General features: G+C 37.9%; 19 protein-coding genes and 1 tRNA gene. 12 read left to right on the top strand and 8 right to left on the bottom strand.

What is annotated here, in order from left to right:
• Positions 1 to 73: 73 nt before the first annotated feature.
• Both der and AC1M86_RS10920 read left to right on the top strand, forming a co-directional pair.
• Complete coding sequence (gene der / locus AC1M86_RS10925) at positions 74 to 1486, top strand: ribosome biogenesis GTPase Der (protein WP_035265604.1); 1413 nt, start codon at positions 74 to 76, stop codon at positions 1484 to 1486.
• A gap of 99 nt (positions 1487 to 1585) precedes the next feature.
• A complete protein-coding gene (locus tag AC1M86_RS10920) occupies positions 1586 to 2230 on the top strand; it encodes a 4'-phosphopantetheinyl transferase family protein (RefSeq protein WP_481607940.1) in 645 nt (214 codons plus the stop codon).
• Positions 2231 to 2268: 38 nt separating this feature from the next.
• On the opposite strand, the gene secF is transcribed toward AC1M86_RS10920, so the two are convergent.
• The 7 genes from secF to queA all read right to left on the bottom strand — a co-directional run bounded on the left by secF (position 2269) and on the right by queA (position 9728).
• Complete coding sequence (gene secF, locus AC1M86_RS10915) at positions 2269 to 3246, bottom strand: protein translocase subunit SecF (RefSeq protein WP_481607953.1); 978 nt, start codon at positions 3244 to 3246, stop codon at positions 2269 to 2271.
• A 7-nt stretch (positions 3247 to 3253) separates the two neighbouring features.
• Positions 3254 to 5155: a protein translocase subunit SecD gene (secD, locus tag AC1M86_RS10910; RefSeq protein ID WP_035265600.1), complete on the bottom strand. Its 1902-nt coding sequence runs from the start codon at positions 5153 to 5155 to the stop codon at positions 3254 to 3256.
• A 53-nt stretch (positions 5156 to 5208) separates the two neighbouring features.
• Entirely contained in the window at positions 5209 to 5538 is a 330-nt protein-coding gene (gene yajC / locus AC1M86_RS10905; RefSeq protein WP_035265599.1) for a preprotein translocase subunit YajC, read from the bottom strand.
• 97 nt (positions 5539 to 5635) lie between these two features.
• Entirely contained in the window at positions 5636 to 6766 is a 1131-nt protein-coding gene (gene tgt, locus AC1M86_RS10900) for a tRNA guanosine(34) transglycosylase Tgt (RefSeq protein ID WP_035265598.1), read from the bottom strand.
• Between the two features lie 285 nt (positions 6767 to 7051).
• Positions 7052 to 7621, bottom strand: coding sequence for a LemA family protein (locus AC1M86_RS10895; protein WP_481607939.1), 570 nt, complete (start codon positions 7619 to 7621; stop codon positions 7052 to 7054).
• A gap of 24 nt (positions 7622 to 7645) precedes the next feature.
• Positions 7646 to 8680 carry a hypothetical protein gene (locus AC1M86_RS10890; protein WP_481607938.1) on the bottom strand — a complete coding sequence of 345 codons (1035 nt, stop codon included), beginning with the start codon at positions 8678 to 8680 and terminating at the stop codon, positions 7646 to 7648.
• Between the two features lie 10 nt (positions 8681 to 8690).
• On the bottom strand, positions 8691 to 9728 hold the full coding sequence (queA, locus tag AC1M86_RS10885; protein ID WP_180028870.1) for a tRNA preQ1(34) S-adenosylmethionine ribosyltransferase-isomerase QueA: 1038 nt from the start codon (positions 9726 to 9728) through the stop codon (positions 8691 to 8693).
• Positions 9729 to 9910: 182 nt separating this feature from the next.
• Here queA and AC1M86_RS10880 point away from each other — a divergent pair.
• The 4 genes from AC1M86_RS10880 to AC1M86_RS10865 all read left to right on the top strand — a co-directional run bounded on the left by AC1M86_RS10880 (position 9911) and on the right by AC1M86_RS10865 (position 15404).
• A tRNA-Leu gene (locus AC1M86_RS10880) sits at positions 9911 to 9997 on the top strand.
• A gap of 358 nt (positions 9998 to 10355) precedes the next feature.
• Complete coding sequence (locus tag AC1M86_RS10875; protein WP_180028869.1) at positions 10356 to 11636, top strand: sensor histidine kinase; 1281 nt, start codon at positions 10356 to 10358, stop codon at positions 11634 to 11636.
• A gap of 65 nt (positions 11637 to 11701) precedes the next feature.
• Entirely contained in the window at positions 11702 to 14443 is a 2742-nt protein-coding gene (gene glnE / locus AC1M86_RS10870; RefSeq protein WP_481607937.1) for a bifunctional [glutamate--ammonia ligase]-adenylyl-L-tyrosine phosphorylase/[glutamate--ammonia-ligase] adenylyltransferase, read from the top strand.
• A gap of 34 nt (positions 14444 to 14477) precedes the next feature.
• Positions 14478 to 15404, top strand: coding sequence for a branched-chain amino acid transaminase (locus AC1M86_RS10865; protein WP_035265589.1), 927 nt, complete (start codon positions 14478 to 14480; stop codon positions 15402 to 15404).
• Between the two features lie 37 nt (positions 15405 to 15441).
• On the opposite strand, the gene AC1M86_RS10860 is transcribed toward AC1M86_RS10865, so the two are convergent.
• Entirely contained in the window at positions 15442 to 16611 is a 1170-nt protein-coding gene (locus tag AC1M86_RS10860; protein WP_035265588.1) for a nucleotide sugar dehydrogenase, read from the bottom strand.
• A 168-nt stretch (positions 16612 to 16779) separates the two neighbouring features.
• Between AC1M86_RS10860 and AC1M86_RS10855 the strand changes: the two genes are divergently transcribed.
• The 6 genes from AC1M86_RS10855 to AC1M86_RS10830 all read left to right on the top strand — a co-directional run bounded on the left by AC1M86_RS10855 (position 16780) and on the right by AC1M86_RS10830 (position 22865).
• A complete protein-coding gene (locus AC1M86_RS10855) occupies positions 16780 to 17550 on the top strand; it encodes a glycosyltransferase (RefSeq protein ID WP_481607936.1) in 771 nt (256 codons plus the stop codon).
• Between the two features lie 11 nt (positions 17551 to 17561).
• Positions 17562 to 19172 carry a glycosyltransferase family 2 protein gene (locus AC1M86_RS10850; RefSeq protein WP_481607952.1) on the top strand — a complete coding sequence of 537 codons (1611 nt, stop codon included), beginning with the start codon at positions 17562 to 17564 and terminating at the stop codon, positions 19170 to 19172.
• The gene (locus tag AC1M86_RS10845; protein ID WP_481587165.1) at positions 19169 to 20143 is read left to right on the top strand and encodes a glycosyltransferase; all 975 of its coding nucleotides are present in this window, start codon (positions 19169 to 19171) and stop codon (positions 20141 to 20143) included. The genes AC1M86_RS10850 and AC1M86_RS10845 overlap by 4 nt, the downstream gene beginning before the upstream one ends.
• 235 nt (positions 20144 to 20378) lie before the next feature.
• On the top strand, positions 20379 to 21143 hold the full coding sequence (locus AC1M86_RS10840; protein WP_481607935.1) for a glycosyltransferase family 25 protein: 765 nt from the start codon (positions 20379 to 20381) through the stop codon (positions 21141 to 21143).
• Positions 21144 to 21150: 7 nt separating this feature from the next.
• Positions 21151 to 21942 carry a glycosyltransferase family 25 protein gene (locus tag AC1M86_RS10835; RefSeq protein WP_481607934.1) on the top strand — a complete coding sequence of 264 codons (792 nt, stop codon included), beginning with the start codon at positions 21151 to 21153 and terminating at the stop codon, positions 21940 to 21942.
• 11 nt (positions 21943 to 21953) lie between these two features.
• On the top strand, positions 21954 to 22865 hold the full coding sequence (locus AC1M86_RS10830) for a hypothetical protein (protein WP_481607933.1): 912 nt from the start codon (positions 21954 to 21956) through the stop codon (positions 22863 to 22865).
• Positions 22866 to 22880 lie beyond the last annotated feature (15 nt).

Here is a 22880-nt window from a genome sequence, read left to right as displayed (position 1 = left end):
ATTCGTCTAACTTCTTCCACAGTTTCTGATGCTCAGGCCAATTGAGTTGGCTGATCTTGTTAAAGGTTAATCTATGAAACCCGTTATTGCGCTCATTGGTCGTCCGAACGTCGGAAAATCAACGCTGTTTAACCAGATTACCAAAAGTCGTGACGCGCTTGTTGCAGACTTTGCCGGTCTTACTCGTGACCGTAAATATGGTGATGCAGTTTATCAAAATAAATCATTTATCGTTGTAGATACTGGCGGTATCGGTGAAAACGAAGGTGGGATCGACTCTTACATGGCAGAGCAGTCTAAAACTGCGATTCATGAAGCAGATATGATTATCTTTGTTGTCGATGCGCGTGCAGGTCTTCTAGCTTCTGATGAACAGATTGCGCGTGAGTTACGTACACTCGGTAAAAAAGTATTTTTAGTTGCCAACAAAGTCGATGGTGTCCATGCAGAGGCAGCATTGGTTGAGTTTTTTAAGTTGGGTATGGGTGAACCGATGCAAGTGGCTGCAAGCCATGGGCGTGGTGTTCAACAAATGCTCGAAGAAGTGCTTGAAGATGTGCCAGAAGATGACCTAAGTGAACAGCGTGATGAAGATACTGGGCTTCGTCTAGCGATTATCGGTCGTCCGAACGTAGGTAAGTCAACATTAGTTAATCGCCTGTTAGGTGAAGAACGTGTCGTTGCTTTTGACCAGCCTGGTACTACACGTGACTCAATTTACATCCCATTTGAGCGTGATGGTCGAAAATATACGCTCATTGACACTGCCGGTGTTCGTCGTAAAGGTAAAGTGGATGAAATGATTGAGAAATTCTCAATCGTAAAGACTTTACAAGCAATGAAAGATGCCAACGTTGTCGTTGTTGTTGTTGATGCGCGTGAAGGTATTGTTGAGCAAGACTTGCATTTGATTGGATATGCGATTGAAGCTGGTCGTGCGATGGTGATTGCGATCAATAAATGGGACAATATGTCAGAATATGATCGCAAACAATGTAAATTGGATGTTGAGCGTCGTTTTGACTTTATTCCATGGGCAAAAATCCATTTAATTTCTGCTTTGCATGGTACAGGTGTGGGTGAGCTTTATCCTTCAATCCACCGTGCATATGAATCTTCACGTTTGAAAGTATCTCCAGCGAAAATCACTGAGATCTTAAAAGATGCAACAGACGCGCATCATCCACCTAAAGTTCAAGGCCGTGCAATTAAAATGCGTTATGCGCATATCGGTGGTCAAAACCCGCCTACGATTGTGATTCACGGTAATAAAGTTGATAAAACCCCAGCTGACTATCGTCGTTACTTAGAAAACGTGTTCCGTAAAGTGTATAAACTAGAGGGTACACCTGTAAAAATTGAATTTAAAACTTCAGAGAACCCATTTGAAGGTCGTAAATCTCAAATTGACGAGCGTACTGCGGCACGTAAACGTCGTTATGTACAGAAGTTTAAGAAAGCCGAGAAGAAGTTCAAACGCGGTTAATCAATTGTAAATTTAGTCCAGAAAGCCCAAATGTGAAAGTTTGGGCTTTTTTTATCATGCGAATAAATTAAGATAAATGGAATCACTGAGAACGTTATTATGACCCGTCATATTCAAATTGATATTTCAAAAATTTCTTCTTTTTTTCAAGTTCCTGAAAATCTCACACGCACAGAAGAAATTAGTCTTAGAAAAAAAATGATTTACCAATATCGCAACAGATTACTAGGAAGTAAATTAAACAGAACAATAAAAAATGAGGATATTGACCAAACGAAAGATGGAAAACCTTTTTTGAAAAAAATCTCAAACTTTGAGTTTAACCATAGTCATAGTCAACATTATTATGCTTTAGTTACATCACATCATATTCGAGATTTGGGTGTGGATATTGAGGAGCTGAATCGATCAATTCGATTCGAAGCTTTAGCCAAACATGCATTTCATCCACTGGAATATGCGGTATGGGCAGAATTGGATTTTGATTCTCGCTATTGGTTTAAAGTCTGGACCATTAAGGAAGCAATTTTGAAGGCACATGGGATGGGAATCCGTATGAGCTTAAATGAGTTGAATACCAATGCCCATACCACACACATGGGTGGGGTTTGTGAGCATCCAGTCTTAGGGGTATTTGCTTATCAGAATTTTGAAATCATGGATTGTATGCTGACAGTCGCATGGCGAAGTGAATACTCTTGCCGTGGTTTTGCAATTCCTCAAATTCAAATCACTCAACATTAAAAAAGCCCATCATTTGATGGGCTTTTTGTATTGAATGTTTATTGAGGAATTTCTTCTTCCTCTTCAAATTCAGGTTTTACTTGAACAATAAAGTCTTGGCGGTTCAGACCACGCCACAATGCAAATGCAGTACCGATATAAATCGAAGAATATGTTCCGACAAAAACACCGACAAACATTGCAATCGAGAACCATTTCAAACCATCGCCGCCCATGATCATCATAGCAACGACCACAAGCAATAGCGTCATCGAAGTGTGGATGGTACGACGTAAGGTTTCAGTCAATGCAATATTGATGATCTCAAGAGGTTCTGCCCCACGAATTTTACGGAAGTTCTCACGAATACGATCCGAGACAACAATATTATCGTTTAATGAGAAACCAATAATCGCTAGAAGAGCAGCTAAAACGGTTAGGTCAAATGGCCACTGCATCAATGCAAAAATACCAAGAGTCACGATAATATCGTGAAATAGCGATAGAACTGCACCCATTGCCAACTTGAATTCGAAGCGAATCGTCACATAAATCAGCATGATAATCAGAGCCAAAGCCACAGCACCTGCTGATTTAATGTAAAGTTCGTTTCCGACTTGACCACCAACAACATCTACCTTAGGTACAGTCACGGTATTATTGTCTAATTGAACTGCGGTGGTAATTGATTTGGTTAGATCTTCCGCTTCAATATCTTCTTGTACGGGCATACGAACCATTAAATCTCGTTCAGAACCTAAGGTTTGAACAACCGCATCATTAAAACCCGCATCACTTAATGCTTGCGTCACTTCAGAGGGTTTTACAGGATTGGCATAATTCAGTTCAGCTGCAACACCGCCAGTAAAGTCTAATCCTAAATTCAGACCTTTAGTCGCGATAAAGAAGATACTTGCAATAGTCAGGATGATTGAAAGCCAAGCTGCTGGCTTTGCAATCTTCATGAAAGGAATTACGCGTTCGTTTTCTGGACGGCCGTATTGTTTTGATTCGAGTTGAGTATTTTCAGTCATGATAGATCTCCTAAATGCTCAACTTTTTCAAGTTACGTTTTTTACCGTAAATGATCTGTACAATTGCACGGGTTACTGTAATCGCAGTAAACATCGAGCAAACAATACCAATCATGAGTGTCACGGCAAATCCTTTGATCGGACCAGTACCAATGGCAAAGAGGATAAATGCAACAAGGAATGTGGTTAAGTTCGAGTCAAAGATGGTGTTATAAGCTCGATCATAACCTGCAACAATCGCCTGTTTAGGCGATGCTCCCCATTTGATTTCCTCGCGTATTCGCTCGCAAATTAGAACGTTTGCATCCACCGCCATACCGATGGTAATAACGATACCTGCAATACCTGGCAGCGTTAATGAAGCACCGATCCAAGACATAACCGTCAAGATCATTGCTAAGTTGAATACTAGAGCGAAGTTCGCAATGACACCGAATAAGCGGAAGAATACCACCATCCAAATTGCGACCAAGATGAATCCAATTTGAGTGGATAGTACACCCTTATCGATGTTTTCTTGACCTAAGCTTGGACCGATAACACGCTCTTCAACAAAGTACATTGGCGCAGCGAGCGCACCTGCACGAAGCATTAAAGCTAGCTCAGCTGCTTCTTGAGGTGAATCTAAACCAGTAATACGGAACTGTGAACCCAGTACTGCTTGAATATTTGCTGCATTAATGACGACAGATTCAGTATATGGTGTGCGTACTTCAGTTTGTGCACCTGTTTCAGGATCTTCAACGTAACTGATACGTTGTTTATTCTCAATGAACAGTACCGCCATACGCTTACCAACAGCGCTACGAGTCGCATCTGACATTAACTTACCACCTGCATTATCAAGGGTAATGTTAACTTCTGCTGTACCACTATCTTGTCCAAAGCCTGAAGAAGCATTTTGTACACGCTCACCCGTCAGAATACGATTACGGTTAAGTAAAAGTTCACGACCACTGTCTAAAGACTCATAGGCGAATACTTCTGTCCCTGGAGGTAAGGGTTGACCATTATATTTCCCTGAATAAGGATCAATATATTGATCATTTAGATCAGACACCAAACGGAATTCTAAGTTTGCTGTACGACCTAAGATACGTTTTGCTTCAGCTGTGTCTTGGACACCTGGTAATTCAACCACAATACGGTTGCTACCTTGGGTTTGAACCAATGCTTCTGCAACACCAAGTTCATTAATACGATTACGAAGTGTTGTTAAGTTTTGATCTAACGCATACGACTGAATTTCTTGCTTTGTGGTATCTGTATAGGTTAAACGAAGACTGGCACCATTTTCAGTTGCAAGTGCTTGTTGAGTATATTTATTACCGTTACGACGAAGTTGATCCATCGCTGCTGCACGATCTTCATTGTTAGCAAATTGAACAGTGATCGCATTGTTATTTAATGAAAGACTATTGAATTTGATCTTGTTCTCACGGAATTCGCGTCGCAAATCAGCAGCCGATGTTTCCATGCGCTGCGCAATCGCTTTGTCCATATCCACCTCAAGGAGGAAGTGGACACCACCACGCAAATCAAGACCAAGTTTCATTGGTCGTGCACCGATTTTCTGTAACCATTCAGGTGTTGTTGGTGCGAGGTTTAATGCAACAACATAGTTTTCACCCAGACCTTCACGTAGGATATCTTTTGCTTTTAATTGGGCTTCAGAACTGTCTAAACGTAGAAGGGCAGCATTTTGAGTAAAGCTGTTATTGTGGGATTGGATATTGTTGCTTTTTAATAGTTGCTCTGCTTTTTGAATCACTGTGTCATCAATGACAGAACCAGCTTTTGCACCAGAAATTTGGACAGCTGGTTCATCAGGATACAAACTTGGCAGGGCATATAATGTACTCACGACTAGTACAACTAGAATGAGTAAATATTTCCATGCTGGGTAACGCATTCGCTTTCTTCTTAAAATGAAAAAAGTCGTGCAGCTGCACGACTATTTTATAATTAAAGGTTATTTAGAGTGCCTTCAGGTAATACTGAAATCACACTTGCACGCTGAATTTTAACTTCGTTGCCACGGTTTAATTCAACCACAGCGAAATCACCTTCGAGTTTAGTAATACGGCCCATTAAACCGCCTGCAAAAACGATTTCGCTGCCAACGCCTAAGCTCTCAACCAAAGTGCGATGTTCTTTCGCACGTTTTGCTTGAGGACGCCAAATTAAGAAGTAGAAAATTGCAATGAATACTGCAATCATCAATAAGTTAGCAACTAAGCTTGGTTGTTGTGCAGCTTCACCAGCTGCGTGTGCAGTCGAAATAAAAAGGCTCATTTCATTTTCCTAAACTAAAAATATCAAAAAAGATGATAAAAAATCGGCTTGTTCAGCAATTTACATTGTCTTTTTGCTCAGCGCAAATACTGATGTATTAATCTTGCGGACAAGGTGGTACTTCAAGCCCACGGCGTGCATAAAAATCGTGAACAAAATCATCAAATGTTCCGTTATCTAATGCATCACGCATCATTTCTGCTAAACGCAAGTAATAACGGAGGTTATGGATTGTGCCAAGCATTGATGCAAGCATCTCACCACATTTTTCTAAATGGTATAGATACGAACGGGTAAAGTTGGTACAAGTGTAACAATCACAATGCGGATCAAGTGGGCTTTGATCATGGCGGTATTTCGCATTTCGTATACGCACTAAACCGTCCGTAACAAAATAATGTCCATTACGTGCGTTACGAGTTGGCATTACACAGTCAAACATGTCTACACCACGACGAACAGCTTCAACGATGTCTTCTGGTTTGCCAACACCCATTAAATAACGTGGTTTATCCGCAGGCATTTGCTCTGGAAGATAATCAAGGACTTTGATCATCTCTTCTTTTGGCTCGCCTACAGAAAGACCGCCAATCGCGTAACCATCAAAACCGATTTCTTTTAATCCATTTAGTGATTCTTGGCGGAGGTCTTCATACATGCCGCCTTGAATAATACCAAACAGAGCATTGCGGTTTTTTAACACATCATGATGTTGAGTCTTACAACGCTTTGCCCAACGCAATGAAAGTTGTAGAGATTTCTGAGCTTCTTCGTGAGTCGCTGGATAGGGTGTACATTCATCAAAAATCATCACGATATCTGAATTCAATGTATGTTGAATATCCATCGAAATTTCAGGAGAAAGAAAGACTTTAGAGCCATCAATTGGAGAGCGGAATGTTACGCCGTCTTCTTTGATACTACGCATTGCGCCTAAGCTAAATACTTGGAAGCCACCAGAGTCAGTCAAAATTGGTTTATTCCATTTCATAAAACCATGTAGACCACCGTGCTCACGAATGACATCTAGGCCGGGGCGTAGATATAAATGAAAGGTATTCCCTAAAATGACCTGTGATTTAATTTCTTCAATATCACGTGGGAGCATGCCTTTAACAGTGCCGTAAGTTCCGACAGGCATAAACATCGGTGTTTCAACGACACCATGTTCCAAGGTTAAGCGTCCGCGTCGAGCGCGACCAGACTGACCTAATTTTTCAAACTTCATAAATTGTCCAAATCGAGGCGAAAAAACAGTTCGCTGATTGATAGCGATAAAGCGCTCTATTTTCCTAGATTCGCGCAGTTTATGCTAGAAAAATTACATTATTCTTAACGACTTGGATTTTTGTATATGAAAAATTACAAGAGATTCATGATCTTGCTAAACAATGAAGAAACCTGCTTATTCTTTGCTCAGATGTACAGTTTTTAGCGTATCTTAATATGAATAAATCGTAATAGATAAACAATGTGATTCTCTAAGATATTGCCACTTTTTAAGGTGGAATCCTTATTTGAAATTAGGGCGATAATCAAAATTTTGTTGCGCTTTATGATCTGTAAATGGGCGAATAGGTTTCTTTGCGAGGCTGATACTGTTGATTAAGTTATTTGGAAAAACTTGAATCAAGTTATTAAACTCTTCGACATTTCGATTGAATATTGAAATTGCAGCGCTGACATTTTCATTTTGCTCTTGAATGTCATGCATCATTTGGTTGTAAAGCTGATCAGCTTTGAGATCTGGATAATTCTCAACAACCACATTTAAACTTTTCATTAACGACTGACTTAGCGCTTCAATATGCTGAAGCTGAGCTACATCAGTTGATTGTGTATTGAGATTTAGGATTTGTTGGCGTAAGGCTGTGATATTTTCTAGTGTTGATTTTTCAAACTCAGTGTATTGAGATAAATTTTGCTCAAGATGCTCTAATGTTTTAATTTTCTGACGTTCAAAATTTGCGACATCTGACCAAGCACGCTGAGAAGCATTCAAATATCGAACGATATTATTTCGAACCCATATTCCCCAGACAATAATCAAAACAAAGATGGAAAGAAAAATGAATAAGCCCACACGCATTACCTAATATGATCGTTATTATGCAACTAAGTTTAGCATGCTCTGTTTGAGTTGTTGATAATTTGGCATGGTTAATGTTCTTAAGTAACCGCGCAAAGCGGATATATTTTTAATGTCTTTGATTTCAAGCTTGTGCGTGACTTCAAATAAATCGCGCTCTCCCAAATAGCACATGATTTGGTCATGAGGGTGGAAAATTAAGTCGCCGTGGTGCAGTCGATAAAATTCAATCAGTTTGAGTGTGGTTGATGGCGTCATGATCTTTGCGAGTTGTAAACGATCTGTACCGTAAATCTGAACTTTTTTACGTAGCTCTAAATCACTGCTCTCCCAGCGCTCTGTATATGGTGTGGTGAACCCTTTCTTTCTACTGGTCGTCGCTAATCCTAGTGGTGATATATCAAATACAAATACGCCCCAACGATGACGTTCAATTTTTTTTAATTTTTGTGGTGTTTTGTTTTGCTCAGGCAGATTGACTTCATCAATAAATCGGTAATGAAAAAGCATAACAGGGAAATCTTGGTTTTGAGCGTTTTTCCACGTGGTAGAGGCAAATTTTAAAATGTCATTGGCATGGTTGCCTTGGTTAAACAAAGGAAATTTTTGCCTTAGCTGACTTATGATCAAGGTGTTATGTCTATTTGTTCCAAGGTGTGATGGCGTTGAATAAGCTTCTATACCGAATTTAAAACCAATCATTCGCTCTTCAAGAAATGAAATCACTTCATGAATAGGTTTATTCGGTTCATAAATTATATATGCAATCAGGATAAGTATCGCCGCTGAGCTATATGCCATCCATTTTAATGTGTCAAAAATAGGAAAGAGCGAAAAAACAATGAATATGATGGCAAGCGTAACTAAAAATTTAGGTATGCCATTGTGAAAAAAGAGTTGGGTATTCGAACCCCATGGATGTAATCCTTGTAGGATGTCATCAGAATGTTGAGCAGAACGTCCAAGAGCCCAAAGCCGATCAATACTGGCCATAATTTGCTTGTTCTTTCGGGTACGAAGGTGAAGCAGTTGCTGAACAGAATCAATCGGCATAGATCAGATCCTAATCTTTTGCTTGGTCAATCAACATTGCGTCACCATAACTAAAGAAACGATAGCGTTCTTTTACAGCATGTTGATACGCATTCAAAATATAATCACGATTGGACAGGGCTGAGACAAGCATTAATAATGTTGATTCTGGAAGGTGGAAGTTAGTAATTAAGCGATCTACTACTTTAAATTCATAACCAGGATAAATAAAAATCTGAGTATCACCAGTCCAGCCCTTCAGTTGGCCATCATTGGCTTGAGCCGCACTTTCAGTTGCCCGTGTTGCAGTCGTTCCGACGGCAATCACTTTATTGCCTCGATCTTTAGTCGCCTTAATCAACGCCATAGCTTCATCGCTGACTTGGCACCATTCACTGTGCATGATGTGATTTTCGATATCAGTGGTGCGTACTGGTAAGAAGGTACCTGCACCCACATGTAAGGTGACAAATGTCTTGTTTACACCTTTATCTTCAAGTTTTTTTAATAGTTGTTCATCAAAATGTAGAGACGCCGTTGGAGCAGCAACGCTAGCAATTTTTGTAGGATCATTAAATACGGTTTGATAACGAACAGTATCAATATCTTCTGCTTCTCGGTTGAAGTAAGGTGGAATAGGCAATGCACCATACTGATCCAATACATCTAAGATTGGTTTGGAAAATTCCACCACATAGAGATTTTCATGGCGCCCTTGAACCGTAACTTTAACCTCGTCTGATCCGACAAAAAGCTCAGCACCTGGTTTTGGTGAGTTACTTGCTTTGATATGGCAATGAGCAATAAATTGATCAAGCATTCTTTCAACCAGAACCTCAATCGCACCACCCGAAGCACGCTTACCTTTCAAGCGAGCTTTCATTACCTTAGTATCATTGAGAACTAATAAATCACCTTCATTAAACAGGTCTAAAATATCGGTAAATTGGTGATCGTCATATTGACCATCGGCTTTAAGATGAAGTAAGCGAGAAGCGCTTCGCTCTTCAAGAGGGTAACGGGCAATAAGTTCGTCAGGGAGTTCAAAGTTAAAATCAGAAAGTTGCATAAGAATATAAAAATGGAATCAGCAAAAATTTTGGCATTAGTATATGCTTTTTTTGCCCAGTTCGAGTTGAGTTTGGTGGTTAAAAAAGCATAATGCATGCTATTGATTTAAAAATAGGCGCTTGAGTCAGGTTTTGCATTGACAAAGAAAAGAAAAACGATATCATACCGAACACAACCTTTCCCGAGGTGGTGAAATTGGTAGACGCGGCGGACTCAAAATCCGCTGTCAGAGATGACGTGTCGGTTCGAGTCCGACCCTCGGGACCAAATACTTAAAGGCCTTCAAGCATATTCAGACTTGAGGGCCTTTTTATTTGTTTTAAATAAATTAAGGAATTTTAAAATTTCAAATGAAGATTTGATGAATAATATAAGATAAGGATTGAGTAAATTTTATTTTAATAATAAATAGTTATGGTTTATTCAATCGATCTTCACTAGACGCTTACGTTTTATAAAGTATGACTCATGCTTTAGCTAGATATTCAGTCCTCAAAAATGCACTTTCTTAATATTTGAGAATGTATTAGTCTTGATGAAATAAGGTTTCATTTCTTTACTGTGAAATGAAAAAATAAAATGTAATCGATCATTATTCCCCTTTACTCCATGGCAGGATGTAGACATGAAAATAGAATTTATAGATGTCGATCAAGCTGATCAGCTCAGTGCCTGCAAAATGTCTCTTTTACTCGGTGTATCAACGCCAAAAAATCAACTTGAGAGTTTTTTAAGATTTGCGCGTGGCATTTTAAATGCGGAGTCAGCAATCTTAGCTTTTCATGATGAACCATATGTGTGGCATTCTTCTCCAAATGGATTTAAAGCTTTTAATGCCAATAAAAAAGCAAAATTATTACCATATTTCGCGGGTCAAACTTCGATCAGTCGTGATCATCCTAATTATTCATCTTTTTCAGCACATATTCATCAACTCGGAGTTGATCACGAGCGAATTATAGCCATTGATTTAAAAGTGAATGATGATTTTTCAATTGGTCAAGTGATTTTATTTGATAATCAGCACCAACCTTTTGATGATCAAAATTTAGAACTGGTTTATGATTTTTCAATGAGCTTAATTCGTATATTAGAGCTTCATTCGGATTATGCGGAACTCAAAGAATTATATGAACAACAATCGGCGCTTAATTTCAGTAAAACAAAATTCTTTCAAATCATTGCACACGATTTACGCGCACCATTTCATGGCTTATTAGGTTTTTCTGATGTATTGGCCAATGAACGTGAAAGTTTGGATGAGGACAGTGTACAGAATATCGCTGAGTATCTACATGATACCGCTCAATCGACTTATAACTTATTGGAAAGCCTATTAAATTGGGCAATGGCTGAAGGCGGGAGATTTGTCTATCACCCTATTCAGTTTGAGCTTAAACAGGTGACAAAAATCGTTTTTGATGTTTTAAACACGTTGGCTGTGAAAAAAAATATTCAATTAATTGAAAGTGTGCCGCAAGAGTTAAAAGTCTTTGCCGACATTAATATGATCACATCAGTGATTCAAAACTTGGTATCCAATGCTTTGAAGTTTACTCATGTGGATGGAACTGGAAAAGTTTATATCGAAGCATCAAAATGCGATCAAGGTGTCGAAATTGCCATTCGCGATACAGGTTTAGGTATGACATCACAGCAAATTGAGAAGCTTTTTCAACCGGATTTGAAGGTATCTATTCGTGGTACATCTGGTGAAAAAGGTGCTGGTTTAGGTTTGGTGTTATGTAAAAGATTTGTTGATTTGAATCATGGTGAAATTTGTGTCAGTTCTCAACAAGGTCAAGGTACGACTTTTAAAGTCATATTACCTGAAGCAGACACTCATGCAGCGTTACCTGCCACCCCAAATACGAGTAATCAAACATCTTTGGAAAAAGTGAACTAAATAGTCCACAAATTGCGTAAGGACTGATATAAAAGAGTTTTAGATTTATTCAGGCTTTTTTTCAAATGAATGCTGATCAGTTGCAAAAAACTCTTAGAGCCAGTCAATACGCGGAACAAGTTTATAATTTACATCAAACATTATTAGAACAAGATTATTCATCTGATCAATTTAATAAATTTTTAAGTACTGAACAAATCTATCACATTGTACAAAAAGAACTTGCTGACATTCAGGATGAAAAAGAATGGATGCAAAAAATTCGAATTTTGCGAGCACGGTTAATGTTTCGGTGGATTTGGCAGGATGCGAACCGCCTCATTTCAGTTATTACATTGACTCGTGAGCTTTCAGACTTTGCCGATGCCAGTATTGATGCAGCCAAAAGCTTCGCTTATCGTCCATTGCAAGCCAAACATGGAGAGCCGATCGGCTATAACGGTAAGCTTCAAGACCTTATCGTGATTGCAATGGGTAAATTGGGGGCTCAGGAACTTAATTTATCCAGTGATATTGATCTTATATTTGCCTTCGATGAGCAAGGTGAAACCAATGGTCGTAAATGTATTGATGTTCAGCAATTTTGCATCCTTTGGGGGCAAAAAATTATTTATTTGTTGGAACATATCACCGCAGATGGATTTGTATTCCGAGTGGATATGCGATTACGACCATGGGGTGATGGTTCAGCACTTGCAATCAGTCATGCGGCACTCGAAAAGTATCTCAGTCAACATGGACGTGAGTGGGAGCGTTATGCATGGATAAAGGCGCGTATTGTTACAGGAGGAAAGGAAGGGGGTGAGCTTCTGGAAATGACTCGACCTTTTGTATTCCGCCGTTATGTGGATTACACCGCTTTTGCAGCGATGCGTGAAATGAAAGCGATGATTGAGCGTGAAGTTCAACGTAGAAATATTGAAGATGATATTAAACTTGGTGCAGGTGGTATTCGTGAAGTCGAGTTTATCGTTCAAGTTTTCCAGTTGATTTATGGTGGTTCAAAACTTGAGCTACAAGACCGTCAATGTTTAGTGAGTCTACATCATTTGGGGGTTGTTGGACTACTTGAACCTGAAGTGGTAGATGAGCTTGAAAATGCTTATTTATTCTTGCGTCGTGTGGAACATGCTATTCAAGCCTTAAATGACCAACAAACACAATCACTGCCTACTGAGGTTGACCAAAGAAATCGCATCGTAGAGACACTTGGTTTTGAGAGTTGGGATGCATTCTTAGATGTTCTCAATGAGAAGCGCGCTATAGTAACTTATCAGTTTGAGCATTTGATTAAAGAAAAAGAAGTAGATCCATTGGTTGAAAGCTTTAGCCAAATAGAGCAGCAATTGAATGAAGTTTTAGATGAGTCTGCTAAAAATTTGGTTCGTGAATTTTGGTATGGACATGCCATAAAAAAATTACCCGCTAAAGCAGTTAATCGTTTAAAAGAGTTTTGGCCTCATCTGATTCAAGCTGTTCTTGAATCGGATAATCCACAAGTCGCTTTGGTAAGGCTGATGCCACTGGTTGAATCTGTGATGCGGCGAACAGTCTATTTGGTGATGTTAATTGAAAGTAAAGGAGCATTACAGCGACTCGTTAAAATGGCGACTGTAAGCCCATGGATTTGTGAAGAGTTAACTCATTATCCAGTTTTACTCGATGAGTTTTTATCGATGGATTTTGAGTTACCTAAACGCCAAGATTTGGAGGATTCACTCAGACAGCAGCTGCTGCGTATTGAAATTGATCAAGTGGAAGATCAAATGCGCGTATTGCGCTTATTTAAAAAATCGAATGTTTTGACTGTAGCAGCAAGTGATGTATTGGCTGAAAGTCCACTGATGCGTGTGTCTGATGCGCTCACCGATATTGCTGAGGTTTCAGTTCAAGCAACTTTGAATTTAGCATATCAAATTACAGCAAAAAAACATGGTTACCCAGTAGATGCAGATGGTCAACGTTGTTCAAAAAATCATATGGCATTCAGTGTCATTGGGTATGGGAAATTAGGCGGTATTGAACTTGGGTATGGTTCAGACCTTGATTTAGTCTTTATCCACTATATGGATGAGCAGGCAGATACAGATGGCTTGAAACCAATTAGTGGTTTTGAATTTGCGATGCGTGTTGGGCAAAAGCTCATGTCGCTGATGACAACCCAAACTTTAGATGGTCGTGTGTATGAGATTGATACACGATTGCGTCCTTCAGGAGAAGCTGGGCTTCTCGTCACAAGCCTTAAGGCTTTTGAGCAATACCAACTTAAAAATGCATGGCTTTGGGAGCATCAAGCCATTGTTCGTGCGCGTAGTATAGCGGGTGAGCAAAGCTTAAGAGAAAAGTTTGAGGAATTACGCTGTCGTATTTTAACTTTGCCTCGAAATGAAGAAACGGTGAGAGCAGAAGTGCTAAAAATGCGTCAAAAAATGAAAGACCATTTAGGCTCATCAAATGAGCAAAAAAAAGATGGAATTTTTCATTTAAAACAGGATGCAGGTGGTATCGTTGATATCGAATTTATGGCACAGTATGCAGTATTAGCATGGAGTGGGACGAATCCTGATCTCGCCCATTACTCCGACAATGTACGAATCCTTGAGGATGCCGCAAAAACTGGCTGCTTATCCAGCGCCGATGCGACAGCATTGATTCAAGCTTATCTCCGTGAACGTGCCGAGAGTCATCGTTTAGCCCTTGCAAATCAATCCATGCAAGTGAGTGCTGCGAATTGGCTCGATACCCGTAAGGTCGTTTGCAAGCTATGGCAAAGATTAATAGATCCAACTGCATCAGTAGTTGGATAGAAATGACTGTGTATAAAAATTTGGAGTTTAGGTCATGAATTTGGCTGATCGTGATGGTTTTATTTGGCAAGATGGACAATTAGTTGATTGGCGTGAAGCAAAAACTCACGTCTTAACACACACTTTACACTACAGTATGGGTGTATTTGAGGGTGTCCGTGCCTACGAAACTCCGAATGGAACGGCAATTTTCCGTTTAAAAGAACACACTAAACGTCTTTTAAACTCTGCCAAAATTTATCAAATGAAAGTTCCGTTTGATCAGGCGGCATTAGAACAAGCTCAAATTGATGTGGTGCGTGAAAATAAATTAGCTTCTTGCTATTTACGTCCAATTATCTTTATTGGTTCGGAAAAGCTAGGTATTGCAGCGACGGATAATACAATTCATGCAGTGGTTGCTGCGTGGAGCTGGGGCGCTTACCTTGGTGAAGAAGCAATGGCGAAGGGTATTCGTGTAAAAACTTCTTCTTTTACACACCATCACCCTAACGTGACGATGTGTAAGGCGAAAGCATCAGGAAACTATACGCTGTCTATTTTGGCACACCAAGAAGTTGCGCACTCAGGTTATGACGAAGCAATGTTACTTGATCCACAAGGTTATGTGTGTCAAGGTTCAGGTGAAAACGTATTCTTAGTGCGTGATGGCGTGATTCATACCCCTGATATCGCTGGTGGTGCTCTTGATGGTATTACTCGTCAAACCATTATTACGATTGCGAAAGACCTTGGATATGACGTTGTAGAGCGCCGTATCACACGTGATGAATTCTATATCGCTGATGAGGCATTTTTTACAGGTACAGCGGCAGAAGTAACGCCAATCCGTGAATATGATGATCGTCAAATCGGTGAAGGTGTTCGTGGTCCAATCACAACACAAATCCAAAAAGCATACTTCGATGCCGTACAAGGTAAAGACCCTAAATATGCTCACTGGTTAACATATGTGAAGTAATTAATGCTTTGAAAAAAGGACTCAATTGAGTCCTTTTTTAATCATCTTTACCAAAAATATCTCTGGTATACACTTTATCTGCAACATCATTTAGTTTATCGCAATGACGATTACTAATAATTAAATCTGCTCTTTTTTTAAATTCTTCCAGTGTTTTGATGATTTTTGAGTTTTGAAATTTTTTCTCTGAAAGTGTGGGTTCGTAAATAATGATCTTGATTCCTTGTGCTTTGAGACGACGCATAACACCTTGTATTGCTGACGATCGAAAATTGTCTGAACCACTTTTCATGACCAAACGATATATCCCAACAACGCTAGGGCATCTCTCCAAAATAGACTGTGCAATAAAATCTTTGCGAGTAATATTCGCATCTACAATGGCTTGAATTAAATTGCTTGGAACTTGGTCGTAGTTGGCGAGTAATTGTTTAGTATCTTTAGGAAGACAATATCCGCCGTAACCGAATGATGGATTGTTATAAAATTTACCAATTCGAGGATCTAAACAAACACCCTCGATCATTTGGCGAGTGTCCAATCGGTATATTTGAGCGTAAGTATCTAGTTCATTGAAGAATGCAACGCGCATAGCTAAATAGGTGTTTGCAAAAAGTTTGATTGCTTCTGCCTCGGTGGAGTCAGTGAACAAGACTGGACAATCTTTTTTATAAGCACCCTCTATGAGCATGTTTGCAAATTGATGTGCTCGTTCAGAATTTTCACCCATTATAATTCTTGAAGGATATAAGTTATCCAGCAATGCTTTTCCTTCTCTGAGAAACTCAGGTGAAAATATAATATTCTGTGTTTCAAATTTACTTTTTAGTTGTTGGGTGTAACCTACAGGAACTGTCGACTTGATAATGATCGTCGCTAATGGATTAATACTTAAAATCTCAGTGATCACAGATTCAACACTTGAAGTGTCAAAATAATTGGTTGTAGGGTCATAATCAGTTGGTGTCGCAATAAGAATATAGTCTGCCTGAAAATATGCATCCACAGCATTAGTTGTTGCTTTAAAGTTTAATGGTTTATTACTTAGAAAATCAGAGATTTCTGTGTCTTGTATAGGTGAGATTTTCTTGTTCAATAAATTTACTTTATTTTGATCAATGTCTAAGGCGGTGACTTCATGATGTTGCGCTAAAATCATCGCATTTGAGAGACCGACGTACCCAGTGCCGACAATAGTAATTTTCATTATTTTAGTTCAAGCCAGATTAAATTTAATTTGACAAAATAGGGTTTCTAAGACGTGACAATTTAATGAAGATTTGATTTCAATTTTGACGAGTTTGAATTCTTATCGTTCAAGAATATTTTAACTCTGTGGTATGATGCAGCTATTGATTAGGTGGAATAAAACGGCATGTCAATACATGAAAACAATGTCTTATTAGAAGAAGAGATTGCACAAGAACAGAACATTGTTTTGTGTATGAAGTGGGGAACCAAATATGGTTCTGAGTATGTGAATCGTCTTTACAATATGGTGAAACGACACACGACTGTTGATTTCCAGATGGTTTGTCTCACTGACCGTACAGAAGGAATTGATTCAAATGTTAAATGCTTTCCTATTCCACCCTTAGCATTGCCTGAAGGCGCGCCTGAGCGTGGTTGGAACAAACTTTCAACTTTTGAGCCTGACTTATATGGCTTAAAGGGTAACGCGCTATTTTTAGATTTGGATGTTGTTATCGTTGATAACATGGATGATTTTTTCACTTATCCAGGTGATTTTTTAATTATTCACGACTGGAAACGACCATGGCGAATCACAGGTAATAGCTCAGTATATCGTTTTAAATTGGGCGCTTTCCCTGGATTATTACCATATTTTCGTGAGAACTTTGATGAGATCCGAAAAAAATTCCGTAATGAACAAGCCTATTTGTCATGGTATGTAGATAAACATGCGAAGCAAACCTATTGGCCAGATAGCTGGTGTAAAAGTTATAAATATCACTGTTTACAAAAAATCCCAATGGCGTTTTTTAAGCCACCAGTAAAACCTGAAGGTGCTAAAATTATTATTTTCCATGGTGAGATTAATCCACCTGATGCTGTGAATGGTGGCGGTGGTAAATGGTACCGCTATGTGTTGCCAAGTCAATGGATTAAGGATGCTTGGCGCTAAACATGGAAATGTTGAATAGACAAGAAAGAGCATACCGTTTATCTGTTGTGATGATGGTAAAAAATGAGGCTGAAAATTTAGCAGTTAGTTTACCTGCATTGCGTGGTTGGGTAGATGAAATCATTGTGCTTGATTCTGGAAGTACTGATCACGGACGTGAACTGGTCGAAGCTGCTGGCGGTCAATGGTTTGTGAATACAGATTGGCCTGGTTTTGGTAAACAGCGTCAATTGGCGCAAAGCTATGCGACTGGTGATTGGATTCTAGCGTTGGATGCTGATGAAGAAATTACTGAAGAATTAAAGCAAAGCATTTTAAAAGTTATCCAAAACCAACCTGCAAATATCGTTTATGGAATTAAACGCGTTGATTGTGTTTTTGGACATGAGATTGACAATCGTTATTGGTCAATAAAAGCGCATTGGCGTTTATATCCTAAATCATTTCAATATAACGATAATTTAGTGCATGAATCTATTGTTTTGAATCAAGCTAGAACAGAAACATTGAATGGATTCATGTTGCATCATACTGCACCTACACCAGAATTTTTACTCAGCAAAAGACTCCAATACGCGAAAGCGTGGGCAGTTGATCGTTTTAATCGTGGAAAATCAACTTCATCATTTGCAATTTTACTGCATGCATTCTGGGCATTTATAAAACAATATATTGTAGATGGTCGTTTTTTGAAAGGCCGCTATGGTTTTTTATACTCGTTAATATTTGCGCAATATACTTTTAATAAATATGCAATTTTGTATGATCTACATCATAACAATGCCGAAGGAAAGTTTGTTGCTGAACATCAAGCATTGCAGAATCTAACTTCAATCGAGCTTGGGACAGAAAAAAGATCCACTTTATCATTGGTGATTATTTTAAAAAATGAGTCAAGACATTTGGCAGATTGCTTAGATAGTGTGGTTGATCTCGTGGATGAAATCGTCATTCTAGATTCAGGAAGCACGGACAATACTCGAGAAATTGCTGATCGTTACGGTGCAAAATGGTTTGTAAATACTGATTGGAAAGGTTTTGGTAAGCAACGTCAATTGGCTCAAAGTTATGCCACTCAAGATTATGTGTTGGTTCTGGATCCAGATGAGCGATTAGATCAACCTTTACGTGACTCGATTGCAGAAATTCTAAAGCAGCCAGTACAGTATGATCGAGTGTTTAGTTTGGCGCGAGTGAATTTATTCTGTGGTGTTGAAGTTCAAAAACGAGGCTGGTACACCGACAAGCTTGCAAGACTTTATTCACGTGAGCATTTTAAGTATTCAGATTTAGAAGTGCATGAATCTTTAGACCAAAAAGGGGTTTCAGCACAATGTTTGCCAGGTTATTTGGCTCATTTGACCAACGATGATTTACACCATTTCTTGCTCAAAAATGTTCGATATAGTCATGATTGGGCAAAAGATAAGTTTAAAAATGGAAAAAAAGTCAGTTTAATTGCCTTAATATTTCGATCAATATTTTCATTTATTCGAGAATATATTATCCGAGGTGATTTTATTGGTGGAGCATATGGATTATTTTTGGCAATCGCTTCGATGGGATACACCTTTAATAAATATGTGATGCTTTGGCAAATGAATCAAGAGAAGAATAAATGAATATTGTAATCGCAAATATGTCGACGATTCCAGTTTTTGCTTACGGTGGAACGGAGCGAGTTATTTGGGATTTAGCAAAAAAATTAGTCGAGTTCGGTCATAAAGTCACATTTATCGTCCCGAAGGGCTCAACTTGTGATTTTGCAGAAGTTATTGAAATTGATCCTTTTAAATCTTGGAATCAATTAATTCCTGAAAATACAGATATCGTTCATTTTCAATTCCAACCTAAAAACCTTGAAATTGATATACCTTATGTTGTGACAGAACATGGTAATGCTCAAGTGGGTGATTTGTTAGATAGAAATACTATTTTTGTTTCAAAAAATCATGCAGAGAGACATCAGTCGAACAGTTTTGTTTATAACGGCCTCGATTGGTCAAATTATGGTAATGTGAATTGGAAAGCCAAGCGTGATTATTATCATTTCTTAGGTAAAGCGGCTTGGCGTTTAAAGAATGTCAAAGGTGCGATCAATGTTGCTTTAAAAGCGAAGCAAAAATTAGATGTATTGGGTGGTGACCGCTTTAATTTTAAACGAGGCATACGCTTAACATTTTCTCCAAATATTCGTTTTCATGGTATGGTGGGCGGTCAAGAAAAACTCGCACTATTAAATGGTTCAAAAGGTTTGATTTTTCCAGTGCGTTGGCATGAACCATTTGGTTTAGCGATTATCGAAAGTATGTATTTCGGGTGTCCAGTTTTTTCAACGCCTTATGGGGCTATTCCAGAATTAGTTCCTCATTTTTGTGGAAAACTTTCACCTCAAACCGATGAGTTAGTCGATGCTATTTTGAATCAGAAATATGATCCTTTACAGTGCCACGAACATGTTAAAGAATATTTTAATGCTGAAAAAATGATGTATGGATATTTAGAAAAATATCAAATGGCTGTTGAGGGTAAAGCATTTAATTATCAAGCTCCATCATTATTGAAAGATAGCACTCATTTAGATTGGCATTAAAAATGCTAAACTCTCATGTAGTTTTTAAATGTATTGCAAATGTTCTAATGTGTAATTAGACAAACTAGAAAAACTAACTTTTATGGATAGATATTTTTTTAATTAATCTAAATTAAAGTATAATGTATATGTTTTTTTCATACTAGAACTGTTGAATGTGAAATTTATTAACAACCATAATGTATTAACTTTTTTTATTTTATAAGCTTAGTAAAAAGTAGATCCCCAATTTTATATGAAGAGTTTTGTTATAAGTTTACCTTCTGCTCATGAGCGAAGGAGTCATATCACTGAGGAATTTCACGCAAAAAAAATTGATTTTGAGTTTTTTGATGCTCTAACTCCCGATTTAGCCTACGAAATTATAAAATCCGATTTTGATTTTTTTGACCTGACTAAAATTAGTGAAGGTGAATTGGCGTGTGCATTGAGCCATATTACTGTTTGGAAGAAAGCGCTGAATGATGGTTTGGATTATGTTGCGATCTTTGAAGATGACATTTTTTTAACTGAAGATGCATCATTATTTTTAAAGGATAGTAGTTGGTTAGAACAAAATATAGATATTTTAAAGATTGAAACTTTCTTCGAGAGAGTAATTTTAAAAAAATCAAAATTAAGTAAAGAAAAACATGTAATAAGTGAGCTAAAAACAGATCACTTTGGGGCTGCGGGATATATACTTTCGAAAAAAGCCATAAAGAATATTCTAAACTATATTCAGCATCAAACAACGTTGAAACCATTGGATCACATACTATTCTCTGATTTGCTTAAACACAATGATTATATTGTTTATCAGTTGGAACCTGCCATTTGTATACAAGAGAAAGTTCTCAAGCAAGAAATTACGCTCGTTAGTTCGCTAGATGCTTACCGCAACAATTTTAAAGTACCAAAACAAATGTTGAGCATTGATCAAAAAATCAAACGAGAATTTCTTCGTTTGATTCATAAGTTGAGGCTATGTTTGTTTGCTAGAAAAGTAGAGTTTAAGTAGCTGAATTATGAGAAATTTTGTTATTAGCTTAGAGACTGCTAAGAGCCGACGTGAACACATAAGCATTGAATTCAATCGTCAAAATGTTGATTTTGAGTTTTTTAATGCGATTACACCTGATTCTAGTCAGAAATCGATTAATTTATTAGATCTAAATTTTCAAAAGACACAGCTTACAGAAGGTGAAATAGCTTGCTTATTGAGTCACCTCACTTTGTGGAAAAAAGCAGTTGATGAGCAATTTGATTTTATTACTATATTTGAAGATGATGTTTACCTGGGTCAAGAGAGTCATCTACTTTTAGAGAATTATAATTGGATACCAAAAGATACACATATAATCAAACTTGAAGTTTTCTCAAAAAAAATAAAAATGGCTTATCAAAAGCAAGCTATAGTACCTGGTAAACGAGCGTTGTATCAGCTGAATGGTATACACTTAGGTTGTGCTGGCTATATTTTATCTAGAAAGGCTTGTGAACAATTATTGCAATATGCTCGAAGTCTTGATGAAATGGTGGCTGTTGATCATATAGTTTTTGAATTATTTGATCAGTCAACTCAGTATACTCCATATCAATTAAGTCCTGGGTTGTGTATTCAAAGCGATATATTAAAGCCTACACAAAAAGAAATTTTTGAAAGTAGTTTAGAGCAGAATCGTCGTAAGCGTTTTGATATTCAAGTACAGCATATCAAGCAGAAATTGACGTTTAAACAAAAGGTTGTACGGGAGTGGTTTAGACTCATTCAGCAACTGTTGGATGTATATCAGCACCGAACAATTAAGTTTAAATAGGAAAAATATCGATGGGTAATGAGAAGGTTATTCTAGCTGCTGCTACAGGTTACAGTGTTTCTCAAATTTTAGCGTTCATAAACTCTTTAGATCATACTGGATTTGATGGTGAACTTGTTTTAATCATTTATCGTAAACAATTAGAAGAATATAGAAAACACTTAAAGCATATTCAACACTACACTATTAATTACCAATTTAGTTCTATGGGTAAGCTACACTATCGTAATGATTATGTTGGATTACTCAAACATAAGTTGGCACGACGTTGCGCCACTCTGTTTTTTCAATTTGTAGCTAAAATTCCAAGGCAAGGTTGGAAAGAAATCGCTTTGAACTATGCGAGTTATCCTCATGTAGCTCGTTTCTTTGAGTATCAAAAAGCGATTCGACTTCGTCCAAATGCTCAAAAAATTCTTTTATCTGATATTCGGGATGTAATTTTCCAAGCTCCACCACTTGATGGCATCGTACATGGATTGTATGTCGGGATGGAAAAACAAAAGGTTAAATTAAAGGATGAGGCTTATAACGCTGACTGGATTAAAGATGCATACGGTGTAGAAGTCTTAGAGCAAATGGGAATGCAGCAGATTTCATGTTCAGGAGTAAGCTATGGTGATCGAGAGTCAATGCTGGCTTATATTCAGTTAATGATAAGTGAGTTTTGTAATATTCCATATAAAATCATGTCGAATCGAATTTATGATCAAGCCATGCATAATAAGTTGATATTCGATGGTCGTATACCCAATATTCAATTCTGCCAACCCAATGATTCCAATATAATAACTTTAGGGTTATTTTCGCAAGAAGAGATATCTTTGTTAGATGGCAAAATAGTCAATAAAGATCAATCTGTGATTCCTATAGTGCACCAATATGATCGACATAAGTTTTTATTAAAAATTTTAAACCCTTAAGTATTTAATTTATAT

The organism is Acinetobacter sp. ANC_7654 (assembly GCF_056779855.1).
The sequence above is the reverse complement of the archived record's forward strand: the minus strand, read 5'-3'. Positions and strand labels throughout refer to the sequence as shown.